At 51.8% G+C, this 20,817-nt stretch carries 18 protein-coding genes; 15 read left to right on the top strand and 3 right to left on the bottom strand.

Annotation, left to right across the window (positions count from 1 at the left end; translation table 11 throughout):
• The first annotated feature begins 22 nt into the window (after positions 1 to 22).
• From QQ992_RS07145 to QQ992_RS07105, 9 genes are all read left to right on the top strand, one after another.
• The gene (locus tag QQ992_RS07145; RefSeq protein WP_286112776.1) at positions 23 to 1,129 is read left to right on the top strand and encodes a KpsE/RkpR family capsule polysaccharide export protein; all 1,107 of its coding nucleotides are present in this window, start codon (positions 23 to 25) and stop codon (positions 1,127 to 1,129) included.
• Entirely contained in the window at positions 1,122 to 2,210 is a 1,089-nt protein-coding gene (locus QQ992_RS07140; RefSeq protein WP_286112774.1) for a polysaccharide biosynthesis/export family protein, read from the top strand. Before QQ992_RS07145 ends, QQ992_RS07140 begins: the two co-directional genes overlap by 8 nt.
• 56 nt (positions 2,211 to 2,266) lie before the next feature.
• Positions 2,267 to 2,662: an FAD synthase family protein gene (locus tag QQ992_RS07135; RefSeq protein WP_108078059.1), complete on the top strand. Its 396-nt coding sequence runs from the start codon at positions 2,267 to 2,269 to the stop codon at positions 2,660 to 2,662.
• Positions 2,663 to 2,724: 62 nt separating this feature from the next.
• Positions 2,725 to 4,098 (top strand): glycosyltransferase family 29 protein, encoded by a 1,374-nt coding sequence (locus QQ992_RS07130; protein WP_286112771.1) that lies wholly within the window; start codon positions 2,725 to 2,727, stop codon positions 4,096 to 4,098.
• Between the two features lie 12 nt (positions 4,099 to 4,110).
• Positions 4,111 to 5,283, top strand: a complete 1,173-nt coding sequence (locus QQ992_RS07125) for a CDP-glycerol glycerophosphotransferase family protein (RefSeq protein ID WP_286112769.1) — start codon at positions 4,111 to 4,113, stop codon at positions 5,281 to 5,283.
• 24 nt (positions 5,284 to 5,307) lie between these two features.
• Entirely contained in the window at positions 5,308 to 5,976 is a 669-nt protein-coding gene (locus QQ992_RS07120; protein WP_286112768.1) for a CatB-related O-acetyltransferase, read from the top strand.
• Positions 5,977 to 5,988: 12 nt separating this feature from the next.
• The gene (gene kdsA, locus QQ992_RS07115) at positions 5,989 to 6,831 is read left to right on the top strand and encodes a 3-deoxy-8-phosphooctulonate synthase (protein WP_286112767.1); all 843 of its coding nucleotides are present in this window, start codon (positions 5,989 to 5,991) and stop codon (positions 6,829 to 6,831) included.
• A gap of 30 nt (positions 6,832 to 6,861) precedes the next feature.
• Positions 6,862 to 8,148 carry a 3-deoxy-manno-octulosonate cytidylyltransferase gene (gene kdsB, locus QQ992_RS07110; protein WP_286112766.1) on the top strand — a complete coding sequence of 429 codons (1,287 nt, stop codon included), beginning with the start codon at positions 6,862 to 6,864 and terminating at the stop codon, positions 8,146 to 8,148.
• 369 nt (positions 8,149 to 8,517) lie between these two features.
• Positions 8,518 to 9,741 (top strand): tetratricopeptide repeat protein, encoded by a 1,224-nt coding sequence (locus QQ992_RS07105; protein ID WP_286112765.1) that lies wholly within the window; start codon positions 8,518 to 8,520, stop codon positions 9,739 to 9,741.
• A 40-nt stretch (positions 9,742 to 9,781) separates the two neighbouring features.
• On the opposite strand, the gene QQ992_RS07100 is transcribed toward QQ992_RS07105, so the two are convergent.
• Positions 9,782 to 10,786: a phage baseplate protein gene (locus tag QQ992_RS07100; RefSeq protein ID WP_286112764.1), complete on the bottom strand. Its 1,005-nt coding sequence runs from the start codon at positions 10,784 to 10,786 to the stop codon at positions 9,782 to 9,784.
• A gap of 335 nt (positions 10,787 to 11,121) precedes the next feature.
• Positions 11,122 to 11,790, bottom strand: coding sequence for a GDSL-type esterase/lipase family protein (locus QQ992_RS07095; protein ID WP_286112763.1), 669 nt, complete (start codon positions 11,788 to 11,790; stop codon positions 11,122 to 11,124).
• A gap of 88 nt (positions 11,791 to 11,878) precedes the next feature.
• Between QQ992_RS07095 and QQ992_RS07090 the strand changes: the two genes are divergently transcribed.
• On the top strand, positions 11,879 to 12,535 hold the full coding sequence (locus QQ992_RS07090; protein WP_286112761.1) for a DUF1796 family putative cysteine peptidase: 657 nt from the start codon (positions 11,879 to 11,881) through the stop codon (positions 12,533 to 12,535).
• Between the two features lie 65 nt (positions 12,536 to 12,600).
• On the opposite strand, the gene QQ992_RS07085 is transcribed toward QQ992_RS07090, so the two are convergent.
• Positions 12,601 to 13,533 carry a KpsF/GutQ family sugar-phosphate isomerase gene (locus tag QQ992_RS07085; RefSeq protein ID WP_286113907.1) on the bottom strand — a complete coding sequence of 311 codons (933 nt, stop codon included), beginning with the start codon at positions 13,531 to 13,533 and terminating at the stop codon, positions 12,601 to 12,603.
• Positions 13,534 to 13,849: 316 nt separating this feature from the next.
• On the opposite strand from QQ992_RS07085, the gene QQ992_RS07080 reads away from it, so the two are divergent.
• The 5 genes from QQ992_RS07080 (at position 13,850) to QQ992_RS07060 (ending at position 20,815) form a co-directional block, all read left to right on the top strand.
• Entirely contained in the window at positions 13,850 to 14,908 is a 1,059-nt protein-coding gene (locus tag QQ992_RS07080; RefSeq protein WP_286112760.1) for a phosphotransferase, read from the top strand.
• 271 nt (positions 14,909 to 15,179) lie between these two features.
• Positions 15,180 to 17,204: a capsule polysaccharide biogenesis protein gene (locus tag QQ992_RS07075; RefSeq protein ID WP_286112759.1), complete on the top strand. Its 2,025-nt coding sequence runs from the start codon at positions 15,180 to 15,182 to the stop codon at positions 17,202 to 17,204.
• Positions 17,144 to 18,463 (top strand): capsule polysaccharide biogenesis protein, encoded by a 1,320-nt coding sequence (locus QQ992_RS07070; protein WP_350157214.1) that lies wholly within the window; start codon positions 17,144 to 17,146, stop codon positions 18,461 to 18,463. The genes QQ992_RS07075 and QQ992_RS07070 overlap by 61 nt, the downstream gene beginning before the upstream one ends.
• Positions 18,460 to 19,236, top strand: a complete 777-nt coding sequence (locus QQ992_RS07065; RefSeq protein WP_286112757.1) for an SDR family NAD(P)-dependent oxidoreductase — start codon at positions 18,460 to 18,462, stop codon at positions 19,234 to 19,236. The genes QQ992_RS07070 and QQ992_RS07065 overlap by 4 nt, the downstream gene beginning before the upstream one ends.
• 7 nt (positions 19,237 to 19,243) lie before the next feature.
• The gene (locus tag QQ992_RS07060; RefSeq protein WP_286112756.1) at positions 19,244 to 20,815 is read left to right on the top strand and encodes an LTA synthase family protein; all 1,572 of its coding nucleotides are present in this window, start codon (positions 19,244 to 19,246) and stop codon (positions 20,813 to 20,815) included.
• Positions 20,816 to 20,817: the final 2 nt, after the last annotated feature.

Genomic DNA, 20,817 nt, shown 5'->3' with positions numbered 1-20,817 from the left:
CACTTGAAGGATGCATCCAACTATGAGCAGTACGGGTAAAAAGAAGGGCTGGGGCCTGGCGATTGCCATGGTAATTCTGCCAATGGTATTGGCTGCCGTGTATTACGGCATTTTCGCCGTTGACCGCTTTGTCAGCTCTGCCCAGGTAGTCGTGCGTCAAGATGGCAACAATCAAGGGGCTCAAGTGCCCGGCCTAGCCACATTGTTGACTGGGGCCAACCCAGCGTCGCGCGAAGAAACACTGTACCTGCGCGAATACATCACTTCGATGGATATGATGCTGCTGCTTGAAGAGCGCGTGAAATGGGTTGAACAGTATGCCGCTCAACGCAGTGATGTATTTTTCTGGCTCGATAACGATGCCCCAAGAGAAGACCTGCTGAATTACTACCAGCGCATGGTTTCGGCTCGCTATGATGAAACGACCGGCCTACTGCGTGTCGAAGTTCAAGCATTCACCCCTGAACTTTCCGAAAAAATGCTGCGAGTCATCCTCCAAGCCAGCGAGCACTTCGTCAACGAAGTCAGTCACAACATTGCCCGCGAGCAGATGAAGTTCGCTCAAGGCGAGCTGGAAAACGCACGCGTCAATTACTCCAAGCGCAAGATTGAGCTGCTCAGCTTCCAGAACGAAAACAAGGTACTAGACGGCGGCACTACCGCGCAAAGTCGAGCAACCATCATTGCCGACCTGGAGAGCCAGTACACCAAAGAGCAAGCCCAGCTGACAGAAATGACGCTAAAGCTTCGCGGAGATGCACCACAAGTCCGCCAGCAACGCCAGCGCGTAGAAGCCATCACACAACAGTTGGCGAAGGAAAAACGACTGCTTGTTTCTTCACCTCAAGGCTCACAACTGAACGTGGTAGCTTCGCGGTACCAACAGCTCACCCTTGATGCAGGTATTGCAGAGGAAACTTATAAAACAGCGGTAGCAGCACTCGATAACGCGCGGATCGAGGCGAGCAAAAAAATTCGAACATTGGTAACTGTCGTCAGCCCCAACTCCCCCCAACTCGCCGTATACCCAGAGCGCTGGTACAACTTGGCAACAATTTTGCTTGGCCTTTTGATGCTGTACGGCATTACTCGCTTCATTCTGGCTTCGATCGAGGATCATCGTGATTAAATCCCTGGCTATCTCCCGAACCTTCAAGCTGAAGCTGGTAGCTCTAGCCCTGGCCTCAGCCAGCTTGGCTGGATGTGGCGGAACGTTGTCCGGTGCTGGCCCCTATAAAGGCGCGATCGAAAGCAAAACAGAGGCGTACAACCTCGTCGACATTAATGCTCAGACGATTGCTCCATTTATGCGCAGCGCAGAAAAACCTGCGCTGGCCTCGGTGACCAAACCGCTGTCGCCCGAAGTGCGCCTGATGCCCGGCGACACGTTGAATGTACTGATCGCTGACACTGCGCCGGAAGGCTCAGCCTTGTTCGCGCCTTTGGCAACCGGCGGCACTCAGCTCAAGACACGCATTGACGCCCAAGGAATGTTGTCGCTGCCTTATGTCGGGCGTCAGTTTGTAGGTGGTATGACCTTGAATCAGGTGGAAACCATGATTCGCCGCCAACTCAAGGGCATCACCACCGATGTGCAAACTCACGTCGAATTGGTTGGCGACCTGTCTGGCTCGGTCTTAGTTGCAGGCGCAGTCAAATCGCCAGGTCGCTTCAGTACTCTACAAGGCCCATTGACCCTGCTTGATGCAGTGAACCAGGCAGGCGGACCAGTACTGGAGCCGCACCTAGTCAATGTTACTGTCCGCAATGGAAGCCAAGTTCAAAAGTTCAACTATGAGGATGTACTTGCAGGCAACAACATGACCCTGCGACCAAACTCGGAAGTTGTTCTGGACAAAGCACGTCAACGATTCGTGGCGATGGGGGCAGTTGGAGAACCAGGCCTCAAAGACATGCCAAATCAGAATACCAGCCTGCTCGACGCGCTGGGTAGTGTTGGCGGACTGCGCGAGCAGAATGCAAACCCTGAGGGCGTCTTCATATTCCGAATGGATGATAGCTCGAAGAGTAAACCCTTGGTCCTTCGCCTCAACATGCGCGACCCAGCGGCAATTTTCTATGCTCGACAAATCGCGATCAAACCAGACGATACGATTTATGTGACAAATGCTGCAGTGTATGAATGGCAAAAAGTTATTTCCCCGATCGTCCAAACAATGATCTTGGGACGAGCATCTGGCGTTAACTAAATAAATTAAAGCTCAAGCCTCCAAGAATTCACTGGGGGCTAATTTAAGGATGAAATATGAAGCGCATTATTACCTTCGGGACCTTTGACGTACTCCATGTAGGGCATATCCGCATCCTACAAAGAGCCAAAGCACTTGGACACCACCTGACTGTTGGCGTTTCGTCCGACGCACTAAACTTCTCCAAGAAAAAGCGTAACCCAGTCTACCCAGAAACTGACAGATCCGAATTAATCTCATCCCTAAAATTCGTAGACCACGTATTTATTGAGGAGTCGCTTGAACTCAAAGCGGAATACATCAAAGAGCACAAAGCAGATATCCTCGTAATGGGTGACGACTGGGAAGGAAAATTCGACTTCCTAAGCCCACTGTGCGAAGTCAAATACCTGCGTCGCACGGAAGGCATTTCGACCACTCAGCTTATTGCTGAAATCCGAAAGTATGAGTGATCGACCACAGCCTGACTGAAGTAGCAATTTAGTTAAGCCTACTCGCGATTGGAGTAAAATACATGAAAGCCCAGCTAATGCAGGGGAAAGCAACCTCGTCCAAACCCGGCGCGCCCTCCCCTGCTCGTGCAGCAAGCTCTCAGAGCGGTTCCAAAACCAAGAGTGCTGGCCCCGAGAAGAATAAAAAGAGTCTTATTGCCAAGCTGGGCATGCAATACAAAGCTTTTGAGCTTAATCGCTACAAGCATTACGATACGGCACTCCAGTCTTTACTGCAGTACATTGGCCCGAGAAGAGCACTAACGATGCATGAAGGCGCTCTGGGGCGCTTCGTGCCTGGACTAAAGTGGTTAACAGGGGTTGCTCTACTTAGAAATAAAGCGATCAGCGAAAACGCTACTTCTGAATTAGTGAATTATTTCTCAAAAACCAATTCACGCTACATTCAATATAGCCTTGCCGACTGGCTTCTTAAACATCGCGCCTACGACTCAGCCACTGAAGCTTACTTTGAAAAAGCGAATTTCAAGTGCAGAGAGATTAACGTAAATTTTCGATACACCGATTTCATCACACAAAAGTATGGGTTCAGATCAGAGAAGATCGAAAAAAGCATCAAGCGCATGCTGATGCCCGATGTATTTCTCTGCCTAACTAAAAACCAGAAGCTCAGACTAGCAGCGATGCTGTACCAACGCAAACGAGATGGCGTTGCCACCCAACTAATCCGAAACGTTGGCAAAGGTTACATTCTCAAGAACACCACAAGCCCTTATATTTTCAATAAGATTGTTAGCAACGCAATATGGAAAGATGAATACTTCAACCGTGGCAGCGTATGCTTCAAAGAGATCGTACGAGCGCGCAATAAATTCGAGAGCATGCTTGTTTCCTCACGATACAGTTTTTGCCTAGTAGGTAATGCTCCGACAGAGATAGGCTCGGGAAATGGGAAAATCATTGACTCGAAAGAATTGGTTATTCGAATCAACAATTACAGCCTAGACTTCCCAGAAGACTACGGAAGCAAAGAAGACGTCTGGGTAAGAGTTGCAAATAATGAGGTCGAGCCTTTCCGAGCGCGCAAGAACAAATTAACCATTCTTGCAGGCAACAACTTTGCAACCAAACGCAAGGATGCAGCCAACTACCTGCTACCTTTAATGTTAATGCGAACAGACTATACGATCATCCCAAGCCATGTTTTCCAAGAACTGATTGGCAAACTGGATGGGCTTCCCAGCACTGGTCTGGCGCTAGCTTATTGGATTTATAAAACCATCGGGCCGATTCCGAAAGATTTCTTGTTTGGCTTTAGCCACCTTCACGAAGGTGCAAATTTTAAAGCCCACTACTTTGTTGACGATGAAAAAGCTGGCGTCCACCTGCATCAGTGGGATAAAGAAAAACGAATCTTCAACCAAATTACCCGCTAGGTTTCTTCACAGATGAAAGCTGCATTTATTGTTTGGAACCCTTTCCAACTTCTACAGTTCGAGCCTCTGGCAAAACTTTGCCAAGCCCCGACTGTAATACTTATTGACAAGGAAACCAATGCAAAACTGTTTCCTTCAGAAATGTTAAAAAACAAGCACTGGAACACCATGTTTGTGAAGCCATCAGAGATCCCTCTAATCGATGGCACGCACGATGTGATATTTTTCCAGTCCGCTTTTCCAAACATTGAACGAATCAAAGAGTCAAAGCTGATTTCGTTACAATATGGGTTAGCCAAAGAGCGCCACAACTATGGTGAGTGGCGCTCTCTCGCCGACATGAATTTGATGTACGGTAATTACTCAGCTGACATCGTATCCCATTACGGCCCTAGCTATGCCGTAGGCAACCTGAAATTCGATGAGTGGAGCCAATACACTAAGCTCTACTCAAACAAATCCGCCCTACGTAAAGAGCTAAAACTAGACCCTAAAAAGCCCACGCTTCTTTATATGCCGACCTGGGGTGAGCTTGGTTCGTTTGATGCTCTCTTAAAGCCTATTGCCAACCTTCAAAAGAAGTACAATATTATCCTAAAAATGCATCACAACAATGATGCGAAGACCCCAGAATGGCTTATTGCCGCCAAAAGAGAGAAGCTAGCCCACATTTATGACGGCTCAGCAGATCAATTAAAGCTACTTTGCGCAGCCGACTTGATTATCAGCGACTTCTCTGGCGCCATATTTGATGGCATGTTCGCCAAAAAGCCAATACTTCTTTACCAAGAAAACTCCGACAATAAAATTGGCGTTCAAAAGTTTGACTTATCTTCACTTGAGTTTGCACGAAGAACGGAGATAGGGCATGTTTGTGAGCGAGTAGAGGACTTTGAAATCTCAATTGATTTCGCCCTCCAAAATTCCAAAGAACTTGTTCAAAATGCAAGCTCTCTTCGGCAAGAGCTCTTCTCTATACCTGCTGGGAAAACGTCTGCACAAGCATGCATTGACCTTGCAAAAAGCCTGGCTGCCGGAGAGATACTGCCACTAACTAAAGGACAACTTTACGTGCGAGAGACAGTGCAGAAACTGCGCACAATCGAGCCCAAGTACAACAGACTCAGCAAAGCCGCAAGAGATCAGAAGAAGCCTCTGATCTCTAGGATTTTTAACCTCAAATAACACCCCAAGGAAGATTGCACTACCATGCTCAATAAAAAATTCGCTCTCTTTAGTGCCGACGCAGTTGTTGCACCAGACCTGCAACTGAAAGGTCCTGTGCGGCTAGGAGCGGTCAACATTGCAGCCAAATGCGTCATAGGTAAATACACTTACATGGGCTCCAATTGCAAAATCGGAGCAAGCACTCGAATTGGTAGCTACTGCTCAATTTCGACCAATGTAATTATTGGACCTGGTAGCTATCCAACCTCTCTTTTGAGCTCGCACCCATTCCAATTCTCGGACAAGCTTTTTACTCCCATCTCACACTATAAAAATGTCAACCGAGTCAAGCGAGATCCGATCCTCCCGGGCGCAGTAATTGGCCATGATGTATGGGTAGGGCAAGATGTGATAATCTATCGCGGAGTCAAAATCGCACATGGGGCCGTTATTGAATCAGGTTCGGTTGTCAGCGATGACATTCCACCATACGCAATAGTTGCAGGCTCTCCTGCCAAAGTGATTGGCTACCGCTTTGGCCCAGAGACAATTGAGCAGCTTTTGGAGCTGAAATGGTGGACACTCAACCCTATTGATATGTCGGGAGTCGTATTTAATGATATCGACACTGCTATCGAGCAGATCCGAGATATCAAAGCAAACATCGCGCAACGCAAGCTTCAGCGCCAGGCAACCCAAACCGAATACTGAGTCTAAATAATTATGATCCGTATCAATAGCAAAATCACAGTAGCAAATGAGCTGCCTTTCGTACTTTTTGGCGGCATTAATGTTCTAGAGTCTTCTGACCTTGCACTTACTGCATGTGAGCAGTATGTCAAGGTGACAGAGAAGCTCGGCATCCCCTACGTTTTCAAAGCGAGCTTCGATAAAGCGAATCGTTCCTCCATCCACTCATATCGTGGCCCAGGAATGGAAGAAGGGCTTCGCATCTTTGAAAAAGTAAAGAAAGAGTTTGGCGTCCCAATCATTACTGACGTTCACGAAATATATCAAGCCGCCCCCGTTGCCGAAGTTGTTGACGTACTTCAGCTACCAGCCTTCCTAGCACGCCAGACTGATCTGGTCGTTGCGTTAGCAAAAACAGGTAAGCCGGTTAACATCAAGAAGCCTCAGTTCCTGAGTCCTTCGCAAATGCAGAACATTGTTCACAAGTTCAAAGAAGCTGGTAACGACCAACTCATTTTGTGTGACCGTGGCACATGCATGGGTTATGACAATCTTGTTGTGGACATGCTTGGCTTTGGTGTGATGAAACGCACCTGCGAAAACTTGCCCATTATTTTTGATGTGACTCACGCGCTGCAAAATCGTGATCCTTCCGGTGCTGCTTCCGGCGGTCGCCGGGAACAAGTCGTCGAGCTTGCACGGGCAGGCATGGGCGTTGGCTTGGCCGGCTTATTCCTTGAAGCACACCCAGATCCAGACAAAGCAAAATGCGACGGCCCAAGTGCGTTGCCATTGGACCAACTTGAGCCGTTCCTCACACAGATCAAAGCACTGGATGACCTTGTAAAATCCTTCCCCGCTTTGACCATTTCTTAAGTACTGTGAAGAGTAAGTAGGATTTTTATCATGGCAAGCTGCGAGCAACGGGTCGCCATTATTATTCCCGCGCGCTATGGTTCAACCCGGCTACCGGGCAAGCCATTAGCAGACATCGCCGGCAAACCGATGGTGCAGCACGTCTACGAGCGCGCATTACAAGTAGCAAATGTCCACGAAGTCATCGTAGCCACCGACGATGACAGGGTAGTTTCAGCTGTGCACGCATTCGGTGGCAGATGTGTCATGACATCTCATGAACACCTGTCCGGTACGGATCGGCTTACCGAAGTAATGAAGCATGTTGAAGCAGACATCTACATAAATCTTCAAGGTGACGAACCGCTGGTACGCCCTACAGACATCGAAAAACTAGCAGCAGGAATGCTGGAAGATGATAGTGTCAGTGTAGGAACACTTTGCCATTCTATTGACTTATCAGAAGCCAAAGACCCTAATACGGTAAAAGTTGTCCTTTCAGAAAACGGCAACGCGCTTTACTTCAGCCGCTCACTCATTCCTTATCCGCGTGACAGCGAGAAAGTTTCCTACCTGAAACATGTGGGTGTATATGCCTACCGCCGGAAAGTATTAACTGATTACTCCACGCTGACGCAGCCAATAATAGAGCACGCGGAAAAGCTAGAGCAATTGCGACTACTTACAGCCGGCTACTGCATTCGTGCCTACACAGTCGAACCTACTGGCCCAGGCGTTGACACTCAAGAGTGCCTGGATAAGGTACGAGCCATAATTAGTGGGCAGCCATGCATATCTCGCCCTTCCCTAGCGGATATTCGCCTGGTAATTACTGATGTAGATGGCGTACTGACCGACGGTGGAATTTATTACGATGGCAACGGAGAATGCCTCAAGCGTTTTCATGTACGCGATGGCATGGGCATGCGTCTACTTGAAGAAAATGGCGTAAGGGTTGCAGTCTTATCAGGACGCGACTCACCAGCTCTACGCAAGCGCGTCGCAGACCTAGGCATAACCCTATGCCAATTGGGCGTTAAAGATAAAAAGACAGCATGCAATCAAATTATGGCCGAGGCCGGAGTTACCATGCAACAGACAGCATGCATTGGTGATGACTGCATCGATCTTCCCGCGTTTTCGGCCTGCGGCCTATCTTTTGCTGTAGCTGATGCTCCGAGCTATGTCAAAGCAGCTGCAACCAACACACTTGTTTCTACCGGAGGAACAGGAGCGTTTCGCGAACTCGCTGATGCTATCTTACTTGCCCAAGGCAATGAGTCAGTACTAGGAACTGCATCTGGCTACTCTAAAATAATGGCTGTGATGGCTCAGTAATAAAACTGAGCGGAAAGTATTTTGTACTTTCCGCTCAGTTACAGCCCTCATAGATCATTACGAGGTGACGACCTACAGCCATAGTTAAAAACCAATCTAAATTTCGCCTCAGAATCAATCAATATTTTTAAACGAGGCACTTCACAATCAGCTGCGGCCCATGCACGCAGCATTGTGCAGCGCAGTCATGAAATTGCAATAAAACGTCGTACCGCTAGTCGATCATCAGGAACAGTCAATTTTCTGACACCTGGCGATGCAGCCGGCAGGTCAAGAATACGTAAGCATCTTGCATCATCAGATTCGTGCAGGTATGGTGGTTCGAGAATATTATCCTGGCCAGCTCAAGCATTCGTTAGCGCTAAAAATATGAATATAATCAATTCGTGCCTCCAACCTGCTAGCAACGGAAACTCCTCAGAAAGCAAAGCTGAAGCAGAGGTTTCGACAACATCTATATCCGGCGACAACCATTTACTGATCCGCAACACACACTCTAACAAGTTAGTACTACTATTTTCCGGCACCTATAAGAATAATGGACGATTTGACTTCTGGAATGTTGCACAGAACTTGAAATCAGAAGCCAACATCCTTTTATTGAATAATGGAAAAAATCAGTGGTACCAACAAGGGATTCCTGACTTCGGAAAATCGCTTAAAGACTCGATCAATCGAATAAAGCAAATAACCGAAGAGCTGTCAGTCACTGAAATTTATACCATTGGCGTCAGCATGGGAGGTTTTGGTGCAATTTTGTTCGGTAAACACCTAGAAGCAAAAGTTCTCGCATTTGGGATCGACAGCTTGCTCGGCATCGTAGGTAGCCGTAGTAAAAAAAGCATGCACCCCTCCACTACTCTTGTGCATCAAGACCTGATCCCGTTCCTCACTGAGTCTAGTGTAGATCTCACTTTGATCGTTGGAGAGATGGATATTCTCGATCTCTATGGCGCAAGTAGAATCCGCAATTTGCCTGGCGTAAAAACTATATCTGTGAGAGGAATGGATCATGGCGGAGGCCGATACATTGACAAAACCCAGGGATTGGCAAGCTTTATAAAACGATTCATCAATGCTCAATCGCTGCCAGAGCTCTATGAGCAGGGCACAGCCCTAGAGAGCCCTAACCTCGTAATTGGCCTTTATCGAGCCCACTGCTTAGGATTAGAGGGCAACTGGGACAAAGCAGTGAGCATTTTACAGCCACTGGTCGATCAAAATCCAATGAGTGAAATCGCTCATTACTCGCTCGGTATCGCCTTACTAAAACTAAAGAAGTACCGCGACGCGCGCCATCATTTCTGCTTTGTCGCCGCTATGACGCCATACTTTATTTCTGGAAGGTTTTACCTGGCGCACACATTGAGAATGGAAAAGCAGTACAAAGCCGCTCTTCATCTATTCCTAGAACAACTTAAAGACAAGCCCGATTCTGCCCCAACTCTTTTCAACATTGGATGCATCTACAACGCCCTCAACGAAAAAGAAAAAGCAATTTCGTTCATGAGCAAGGCAGTTGAGATAAAACCAAATAAAAAATCTTATTCAGACCAACTAAACACTCTTCAAAGCTCCATAAAGAAAAAGTAACTTGACCGCCGATGCTTGAAATACCTCTTGCATCGGCAACTTACTCTCGCCTAATTTTTTTTAGAGGCACAAACCAAAGCTCATAACTTCTCGCTGACTTAGTACCACCAGCCAGCCCAACGCCAACACCAACCTCCCCCTTATAGCTCACAATCTCCAAACCCTCCGGCTCAAACGTCTTAGATTTCCGCGCCTTAAAACTTCCAACCATACTATCCGGCAAAATATCTACCGAAAGCACACGCCCACTCAACTCGTAACTGACCAAAAGTTTTTCCTGGCTGGGTTTAGCATTACCACTTAGCACAAACAAGCTATTTCCATAAATCGCCATTCCTTGACGCCATTGACGACTATCTTGTTGAGACTCATCAAGCGCCCACTCATATCTTGGCTTTATATCTCTAGACCTTAAAGCAGACTCCCCATTCAACAGATCGCGCAGTGCGTACACACGGACCATTTGCTTTCGCTCTTTGCTTTTTCCTTGACGAAAGTAACCCTGAACAACTAAATTTTCACCTTTCGCATCAACAGCTGTAGACAGCCCCTTGATAGGAGTTCTGAAAAAATCGAAAGCAAACTCCTCTTTGATATTTCCTTCACCTAACGTGAAGGCCACAACTCCCTTTCTATTCTGGCTTGGAAGCCAAAATAATGCCCCCCTCTCCCAAGTACTAGCAGATATATCCTGTGGGTGCGAGAATAGAGTATCTGACTGATACACCCTGTAGTCGCGACGAGATGATAAGCGAGGAACTTCTACAAGCATCACTGATTCCGGCGTCTTTGATAACGAAATCGCCGCCACCCAGTTGCATTCGACTCGATCCAAAGCAATTGATTGCACTAGACGCCCGTCAACACTACCCCCCAAGCTAAAGTCATTCATTCTCTGTAAAGTTATTTTTTCAGCCAGATTTGGCACATAAAAACTCCCCCCCGCGCGCTCATAACCATTATCATCAAAGCACGAAAACGCATAAACACGCATCGATAAACTGATAAGAACAAAAAACAATATTCTCCTAGTGAATAAACGCACGCTTATTAACTTTGTCATGAGCACCCCACTAATTTCAAGATATTAACTCCTTGTCAAGGGACATCGAAAAAATTCAAAAGTTCCCTCAGCGCATTAGCGCTAGGCGGCGAAGGCAAGACTCATCGACATTATTTTGTCACGTCTCTCCTGTAATTATTGTCAGAAGCGGGCTTTAACCTCGACGGAATTTGCCCCCGCGCAGGAGAAAACTATGGAACTCTTCTACTATGGCGCTCTAACATTACTTTCCCTAGCCATACTTACCATATCAGCATCCGCCCTAGGCTGGTTACTCCACCTAAAATACCAACAAGACGTTGAGCACTAACCCCCGCTTAATGCACACCATCTCCAAGATAGTTACGCAAATAGCCGGCCCAGGCTTTATATCCCGGCCCATTTAAGTGCACACCATCTTCAGTATACCTCTTTTCAAGCCGCCCCTTTGAAGCCAATACACTATTCAGGTCAATGTAGACGCACTCCCGCCCACCACCACAAAAAAGCTTCATTTCGGAGTTTATTTCCGACACCCCACCATTAAGCTTAAGCCTCGACCGCCTACTTACATAAAGCGTAGACTGCACATAGACGACCGCACCCGACCTGTTTAAGCTCCGCACCACATCCTTGTAGTTAGCCAATATATCCTCAACCTCTCTCGCTTTCAGCAAATCATTGATACCCACCATAACAAAAACCTTATTAGGCTTCATTGATAGCAATGGATTAATTCGCCGGAGAACTCCTAAAGTATTGTCCCCCCCTATACCTCGATTTGCTATCGAAGCTAATCCCGTAAGTTCCGACCACTCCCCACGTGCTGTAATACTGTCCCCAAGCATTATGACATCACGATGGTTAGCCAAGCTCTCGAACAAGGAGGCGCGCATTCGGTATGGTGGCGTATCGAAAATCTCCTGCGCTTTCCCAGAGCCAGATTCCGCATGAGCATCTACTGTGAGTATCACAAGGAAAAGAAACCACAACATTCTAATTTTCATAAGCACGTCCAAAATTCGCACATTCTGTATAGACCTTCGAAAGATGAAGAGCCATAATAAACGGACATCATAGACTAAGGATCAGTTTGTGCAAAATCTGAGACTCCCCCAAGGCGAATATGACTTTGTTTCAAGCATAGGGCGAAAGTGCCAACCCGCCGGCCGACTCGAAAAGCTTGGCCTACGGTCTGCTAGCGGCCCTTTCGATTGGTTTGCCTCTCAAAAACTGCCTCAAATCGGAAAAATCATCAACCGTGGCACTCAGCACATGTTTCTTAAAGAAAACCTGCAAGTCAACGGTACCTTCAAAAACTGCATGGATGTCACCGACACTCTAACTGGTTTTCGCACGATTCATGACCTCGCAATTGAGGACTGCCCTGACGGGGTCGACTCTGCAGTTGCAAAGATGATGCAAAAAATTAGTTCTCGTTATGAGCGGTTCATGCGAACTATAGAGCAGTCCGAGAATGTGCTACTGGTACGCTTAAATGCCGAGCGCGAAAGTCTCGTTAAGCTTATGCCAATTCTGAAGAAGAAATTCCCCAACACCAAGGTTGATGTACTTATAATTAAAGAGGAGGCGGGCCTCCCTCTAATGAGTGAGGACTGGGATATACCTAACACCTATATCGTGCGCGGGGACAACTCTCCAAGCGGAGAACTTTGGTTAGGTAGCGATGAGCTTTGGAACACAGTAATGGCAGGAGTAAAACTTCGCGCAAAAGCAACAAAAACGCCCTGAGCGCAACGGTGACAGGAAAGGGGACCCCCCCCTTTCCATTTAGCTTAAAATATCAACAGAGCTTGCTAATCAAAAATCTCCACAACCCCAACTACAGCACCATTGGTATCTGTTACCGCCAGCGCTCGAATCTTATTATCATGCATGTAAGCTTCCGCCTCCGACAACTGCGCCTCTTCCAAGATAGTGTGAGGCTTAGCCGTCATGAAACTAGCAACATTTGCATTGATTACGGCTTCATCTTCCAACAGTGCGCGACGAAGATCACCGTCAGTGACAATACCAACCAGCTTGTCGCCGTCCATCACAACAGTTAAACCAAGGCGACTACGAGTCATGACAAGCAGGCAATCATGGAAGCTGGTAGCAGGAGATACGACTGGAGCTGGCGAATGCATAACATCACAGACACGCGTCAGCAGCTTGCGGCCCAGGCTGCCACCGGGGTGGTAGCGTGCGAAGTCCATCGGCTTGAACTGAATAGCTTCAATCAAGGCAACTGCCAATGCATCACCCATTGCCATGGTAGCCAACGTGGACGTGGTCGGCGCCAGGTTGTTGGGGCATACCTCACGCTCTACCGAAATGTCGAGCCAGATATCAGCATGCTTGGCCAAGGTAGATTTGCCATTACCAGTCATGGCAATAATTTTGTTACCGAACGACTTTAGGCTAGGGATCAGCTTGATCAGCTCTTCGGTCTCACCGCTATAGCTGATGAGAATCAGCACATCTATCGGCTTGAGCATGCCCAAATCGCCATGGAAGGCTTCAGCTGGGTGCAGGAAAAAACTTGGCGTGCCAGTCGAGGCAAAGGTAGCGACCATCTTTTGGCCAATCAAACCAGACTTACCCATGCCGCACACGACTGTACGCCCTTGGCAACCGAGGACCAGCTCGACTGCGCTCTGGAATTCGCCGTCAAGGCGATCAGCCAATTGAGTAACGGCTTGCGCCTGGGCAATAAGGGCTTCTTTGGCGATGCTTAGATGATTCATTTTCGTCCCTGACGACAGCAGAAAAGTGCGAAGCACCGAATGGTAAGGTTTTTGTAACGGGAAGCAAAGGCCGATGCACGTTTGAACGTTGAGAATCTGACTGATGGGTGCTGGAACGAACTCGCCCCCTGAAACTCGCTGAGGCAGGAGGTAGTAGACGCCCAACACCCTACGGCACCTTCCCGCCTTTAACCATTCTGCGGCTCTTCTGAGCTTGCAAATCAACGCTTTGATGCATTTTTCGTTGAATGTCAGCGTTGCATGACGCAGCATACCGCGCTTCCACAGCCACAGATGGACGCTCGTCCCCTCCTACATGGATGTCATCAAACCCTCATCACAGCCACCTGCCACGAGAAAAACCTTCTACCGTTGGCATCGTGCCCCCTTGGAGCATCATCTACAGACACTGATGCCGCACTGGACTGGAAAGCAGTTGGACATCACAACTCACGATTTGGAGTCCAATGCCTCCTTCGTCAACTACGTGCGCCATCATCGTGTGATCGACCCAAGCACAGACAAACCAGTTGAGATCGTAGAAAAATCAATCCGTAAAGTGGCGTTCGTGGGAAGCCAGGAGGCACGGTTTCATCGTGCCGAAGGAATGCTGACAGGTAGCAACCACTTCCGTCACCCAGCCTGCCTAGGCGTATTTGAAACACCATGGGAAAGCTTGATCTTCACAGCATTCGTGAAAGGCAAGCCACCTCGCATGCAGGCGATAGCCAAGCAACTGGCCTTGGGTATCGTTGAACTTGAGGGGCTAAGCCATGACTACCTGAAAGCGCAACCGCCATACCTGACGCCACTACACTGGACCATGGACTTTTTCCGACCATGGTACACCTTGCGGCCACGCTTCAATTTTGCCCGCTACCTTCCAGAACTAGCCAAACTTGGCCAGGAGGACGCTCGCTTCGCGGGCTTGGCAGAGCGCTTCAAGGCCTTCGTGCCCGTCATTCGACAACTGGCGAAGAAGGCTCGAGACACCCCTCGCTGCGTCAGCCATATGGATTACCTTCGCAAAAATCTATTTGTAGTCAGAGGCAAGCTGCACCTGATCGACTGGAGCGAAATGAAGCTCGGCCGCGTCGGTTTCGATGGCGGCGCATACCTGGGCAGCTTGTTCAGGCGCAAGGACATGAATGTTTTCCTGGCTGCCCAGAAGGAATTCACAGAGACCTACACCGCAGCGTTACCTGAACGCTTCCCAGCCCAGCAAGCACTGGACAACCTGAATTACTTGTTTCTGCTGACCGCCCTGTTCCATTGCCTGCGCCCCGAAACCATCGAGGAATATCGAAGCAGAGACAAGATGGACCTCTTGCGGGAAAAGTACGATTACCTGCTAGGCCTGCTAAGCGATAGGTAGGCAGTAGAAGGCACGTAGCAGTCCCTTCCTGCCGCCAGGGCCATTTGCCCTGTTCACGTACCAGGCAACGCTTAGCGTCGAACGGATGTCAATTTGATGTCATCCATCAGCATTTGCGCGGATTGTCTAATTTCTTTTTACGATTTTGTGATTCTACGAACCTACAAATGTGAATTTGTATTAAGATTCGCCTCTCTCTTTTTCCACTGGATCCCCAAGGCCCCTTGGTCCTTGTCGTCCTTCGTTTGTTAATGGATGCCGCTCCACGTTTATGGATGACGTCTCACCTCTACCTTGCCTGCTGGTCCTGTCTAAAGGTGCCCAGCGCATCAGCACGTTGCCTGCATTGCTGCCCGATTACGCTCTGAAAAACGGCGTTGTGCGCGATGTAGACGATGCTGACTGGCTGATGGCTTGGGGCCGCAAGCCAAGTGCCATCAAGGCAATGGCTGAAGCAAAAAGAGCCGGCAAACCTGTACTTACGCTTGAAGATGGCTTCATTCGCTCCGTAGGGTTGGGGGCCGATGAACCGCCACTTTCACTCATCGTTGATGACGTAGGCGTGTACTACGATGCCAGTCAGCCATCTCGCCTTGAAAAACTGATCGCTACCCCCCTCGACGCAGTGCAAAGCGAACGGGCCAATGCGCTTCGCACGTTGTGGCAGCAGCAGCGGGTGTCAAAGTACAACGATGCCCGTATCGAGCGTCCCGACTTGCCGCAGAGCTGCGTGTTAGTTGCAGACCAGACCTTTGCTGACGCGTCTCTCCAAGGTGCAAGCGCCGAAGACTTTCGTGCAATGCTCGATGCCGCGCTTGCGCGATACCCCCACAGCACCATCGCACTTAAAGTGCACCCGGACGTCGTTGCCGGGCGTAAGACAGGGCATTTTGACCTGGCAGCACTCGCTAGCAACCCTCGGATATTGATACTTGCGCAAAATATCCACCCTGCCGATTTGCTACCGCGCATGCAGGCAGTCTTCGTAATGACTTCGCAACTGGGGTTCGATGCACTGCTCTGGAACGTACCAGTTCATACCTGGGGAATGCCGTTCTACGCGGGATGGGGGTTGACGGATGATCGTTTGCCCCCGCCCTCACGCCGTCACCCTGTGCCACTCACGCAATTGGTCCATGCCAGCCTTGTGGAGTATCCCCGATACGTCTGCCCGGAACGCGGTAAGCCTTGTACCCCAGAAGTACTTATCAACTGGATTGGCTTACAAAGACGTCATCGCAGCATTCTTCCAAACACCGTGCAAATGCTGGGTTTCAGCCGCTGGAAAGAGCCCTTGGCCGAAATCTTCTTCAACGGATCTAAAATCCGCTTCGTCAAACCCGAGCAACCGCTTACCCGCAACCTGCCTGTCGTGTCGTGGGGATGCAAGCACGATCAAGTGCTCAACACCCACCCACATGCTATCAGCAGGGTTGAAGATGGCTTCCTTCGCTCCGTAGGGTTGGGTGCCGGTAAAGCACGCCCCTTGTCCTGGGTTGTAGATGACCTTGGCATCTATTACGACGCCACACGCCCATCACGCCTTGAGCATATTCTGGCCAACAGCGATTTCGACTCTTCCATACTGGAACGTGCCAAGGAACTGCGCCTGAATATCTGCGCTGCAGGCCTAACCAAATACAACCTACCTGGAGCAAGCTGGGCACGGCCCACGCAGGCCAAAAAAGTTATTTTGGTCACCGGCCAGGTCGAAGGGGACGCTTCTATTCGCTTCGGCGGCAATCGAATCCGCAGCAACCTGGAGCTACTACGCGCAGTTCGGGAACAGAACCTGCATGCCTGGATCTTGTACAAGCCTCACCCAGAGGTACTTGCAGGCACTCGAGCACGTGGCGATGACGAAACACAGACCGTGCACTGGTGCGACGAGGTGATCGGTGATACCCCGCTCGACCAATTGCTGGACGTGGTTGATGAAGTACATGTTCTGACGTCTCAGTCAGGCTTCGAAGCGCTTTTGCGCGGCGTACCGGTGACCACCTACGGTCAGCCGTTCTATGCCGGCTGGGGGCTTACCCATGACATGGACCTCCAACCGCAGGTGCAAGCGCGGCGTAACCGTGCGCTGACCCTGGATCAACTGGTGGCTGGAGCTCTACTGCTTTACCCCACCTACGTAAGCCGCATTACCAACCGCTTCACAACAGCTGAACAGACCTTATACGAACTACAGAATTGGCACGCGCTACCACCGCAGCCAGGAGCTCCCTCCCGATGGCAGGACTTGAAACGACGCTTGAGCAGTTTGTTGGGCATGAAGCGCCCGACCAACTGAATGCAAGGGCGACGCGTGGTCCACTGCTGCGCGTACCCACTTGCAACTTCCTGTTTCTACAAGGCGTAAGCTCGCCCTTTTTCGCTCGCCTTGCAAAAGGCTTGCGCGACATAGGCCAGTCTGTGCACAGCGTGCGCTTCAACGTCGGTGATGAGCTATACGGGGCTGATGGCCCTAACATGGCTTGTTCGAGTAGCACCGAAGGCCTGGATGACTGGTATGCCGATACATTCCGTCGGCTGGATATCACAGACCTTGTCCTGTTCGGCGACTGCCGCCCGGTGCACCGCACCGCGATATCACTCGCCCGCCTGCAAGGCATTCGCGTGCATGTGTTCGAAGAAGGCTACTTCCGCCCCTACTGGATCACCTTGGAGCGCGACGGAGTCAACAACAACTCCCGCTTGCCACGGGACCCTGATTGGTACCGCGAAGTGGGCAAGTACATCCCGCGCTACCAAAACGGCAATCCGTTCAAACTGTCCTTCACCGCGCGCGCGGCCCATGACGTGATGTACCACGCAGGCGGCGCCCTCAATGCGCTGTTCTACCCGAAATACCGCACCCATGCGCCCTTCAATGCAGCAGTGGAATACGCAGGCTTCATCCGCCAAGGCCTGCGCCTGCTACGCGCCCGCCGCCGCGACGACGCCCTTGTCGCCGACGTCGCCCGTGAGCGCCAGCCCACCTACCTGCTGCCACTGCAGCTGGACAGCGACGCCCAGATCCGCGATCACTCGCCGTTCGACAACATGACCCAGGTCATCGAGCATGTAATCGACTCGTTCTCGCTGAACGCCCCGTTCAATGCCCGTCTGCTGGTCAAGAACCACCCGCTGACACCCGGCCTGGTGAACTACCGGCACGTCACCGAGGCGTTGGCCCGTGAGTACGATGTAGCCGACCGGGTCGAGTTCATGGAAAGCGGGCACATGCCAACACTGCTCTCGCACATCAATGGCATGATCACCGTCAACAGCACTGCCGGGGCTTCGGCGCTGCTGCACGGCCGCCCCACCATTACGCTGGCCGATCCTCTCTACGCTATGCCCGGCCTCACCCACCAAGGCAGCCTGGCTGACTTTTGGCACACCCCGGACATGCCAGACATCAAGCTCTTCCATCGTTTTCGCAACACGGTCATCCACACCACCCAGGTCAACGGCGGCTTCTACACCGCCTGCGGCATGGACATGGCCGTGGCCAATTGCCTGGAAGTGTTGATGGCGAAAACCTCAAGAATCGAAAAATACCTATGAGCTCGCACGCTTCACCTCGCTGCATCCTCATCACTGGCGCCACAGGCGGTATCGGCGGCGCCTTGGCGCCGGCCTACGCCGCCCCGGGCGTGACGCTGATTCTGCAAGGCCGGCGCCACGATCGCCTGGCCGAAATGGCCGAGCAATGCCGCGCCCTGGGTGCCCAGGTGCTGCTGGAAGCCCTCGACGTGCGTGACCTGGACGCCCTGCGGGCGATGGTGCGACGGGTGAGCGACGCCCATCAGCCCGACCTGGTGCTGGTAGGCGCCGGGCTGAACACTGCCGTGGGCGCCAATGGCGAGCCGGAAGACTGGGACGACAGCCGCGCACTGCTTGAGGTGAACGTAATGGCCGCCCTGGCCACCGTAGAAGCCGCCCTGCCGGCCATGCGCAGCCGTGGCAACGGGCAAATCGCCCTGTTCAGCTCGCTGGCGGGCTGGCGCGGCTTGCCGGTCACACCCACCTACAGCGCCAGCAAGGCGGCCATCCGCGTGTATGGTGAGGCCATCCGCGACTGGCTGGCGCCAGAAGGGGTGAAGGTGAATGTGATCGTGCCGGGGTATGTAGAGTCGAAAATGTGCTTCGAAATGCCTGGGCCTAAACCTTTCTTGTGGACTGCCGAAAAAGCAGCCAAGCGTATCAAGCGCGGGCTGGCGGCAAACCAGGCGCGTATCAGTTTTCCGTTCCCGCTCAACCTGGGCACCTGGCTGCTGGGGCTTATCCCGCAGTGGCTTTCTTCGATGATCCTGCGTGGGCTGAAGTACAGTGATTGACGTATCGATGTTACCGGTTGCCTTGGTCGGCCTGGCGCTGACCGTGGCGGTCGAGCGCCTGCTGATTCCCCGCCCTGCCCTGCGCCGCCCGGCCGATTGCTGGGTGCTGCATGCGGGGCTGTGGTGTGTGGCGTTTGGGCTGTTGTATGCACTGACGGCGCGGCCATTGTTCAGTGGCGTGAATGTGTTGCTGCTGTGGCTGCTGATCGTACTGGTGAGCAACGCCAAGTATCACTCGCTGCGCGAACCGTTTGTGTGTGCAGATTTCGAGTATTTCAGCGATGCAGTGAAATTCCCGCGCTTGTACTTGCCGTTCTTCGGCTTTGGCAAGGCGGCGTTGCTGGCGGTGGCCTTCCTGGCCTACCTGTGGGCGGGGCTGAGCTTTGAAGTGCCGGGGGCGCGGCTGGAGGCGCTGTTGCCGCTGGGTGTGGGGCTGGGGCTGCTACGCCTGGGCCATCGCCGGGTGCAGCCGAGTTTCGATGCCGAGCGTGATGTGCGCGGTTGGGGGCTGGCGGCCAGTTTGTGGCGGTACTTCTGGGCGGCGCGGGCGCCGGTTGACCGGGGCGGGTTGGGGTCGCCGTTTGGTGGTGGGCCTGTGCCGGCCTCTTCGCGGGGCAAGCCCGCTCCCACAGGGGTAGCGGTGGCCGCAGGTATGCAGACACCAGCAGGCCCACTGCCAGACCTGGTGTCGGTGCAGAGTGAATCGTTCTTCGATGTGCGCGACCTGTGGCCCGGCGTGCGGCCGCAAGTGCTTGACCAGTACGACCTGCTGGCGAGCCAGGCATTGGCCCGCGGCAAGCTGCAAGTCGCGGCGTGGGGGGCGAACACGGTGCGCACCGAGTTTGCCTACCTTACCGGTATCCCGGCCGATCGGCTTGGGGTGCACCGCTTCAACCCGTACCGCGTGCTGGCGCGCCAGGGACTGCCAAGCATCGCGGCGCAGTTGAAGGCGCAGGGGTACCGCACTATCTGTATTCACCCGTACGACGGGGGCTTTTACGGGCGTAACAAGGTGCTGCCGGCGCTGGGCTTTGATGAATTCATCGATGTACGCGCATTCAATGCTTCGCAAAAGGCTGGGCCGTTCATTGGCGACTGTGCGGTGGCCGAAAAAATCCGTGAGCTGCTGCAGGCGCCTGGCCGTAGCCAGCCGCTGTTCATCCATGCGGTCACCATGGAAAACCACGGCCCGCTGCACCTGGAAAGCGTGGCCGATCACGAGTTGCCTGCCTGGTTCAACCGCCCGCTGCAACCGGGCATGAAAGACCTGGCGCCCTACCTGCGCCACATCAGCAATGCCGACCGCATGCTGGGTATGCTGCGCGACACCTTGCTGGCCCAGCCGAACGAGGCGCTGCTGTGCTTCTTCGGTGACCATGTGCCGATCTTGCCCGAGGTGTACCAGGCCATCGGTGCACCCGCTGGCGATACCGACTACTTGGTATGGTCCAACCGCCGTCAGCCTGGCTGCAGGGCCAGGCCCATGCCGGTGCAACAGTTGTCCAGCGCGTTGCTGGCCCATGCCCAGGCACCGGCAACCAGCCAGCACACGCCTGCGGCCAGCGCCGGGGTAGCCTGACA

The sequence above is a fragment of the Pseudomonas kurunegalensis genome, from assembly GCF_030291635.1.
Lineage (GTDB): Bacteria > Pseudomonadota > Gammaproteobacteria > Pseudomonadales > Pseudomonadaceae > Aquipseudomonas > Aquipseudomonas monteilii.
This window is presented reverse-complemented; position numbering and strand designations above follow the sequence as displayed.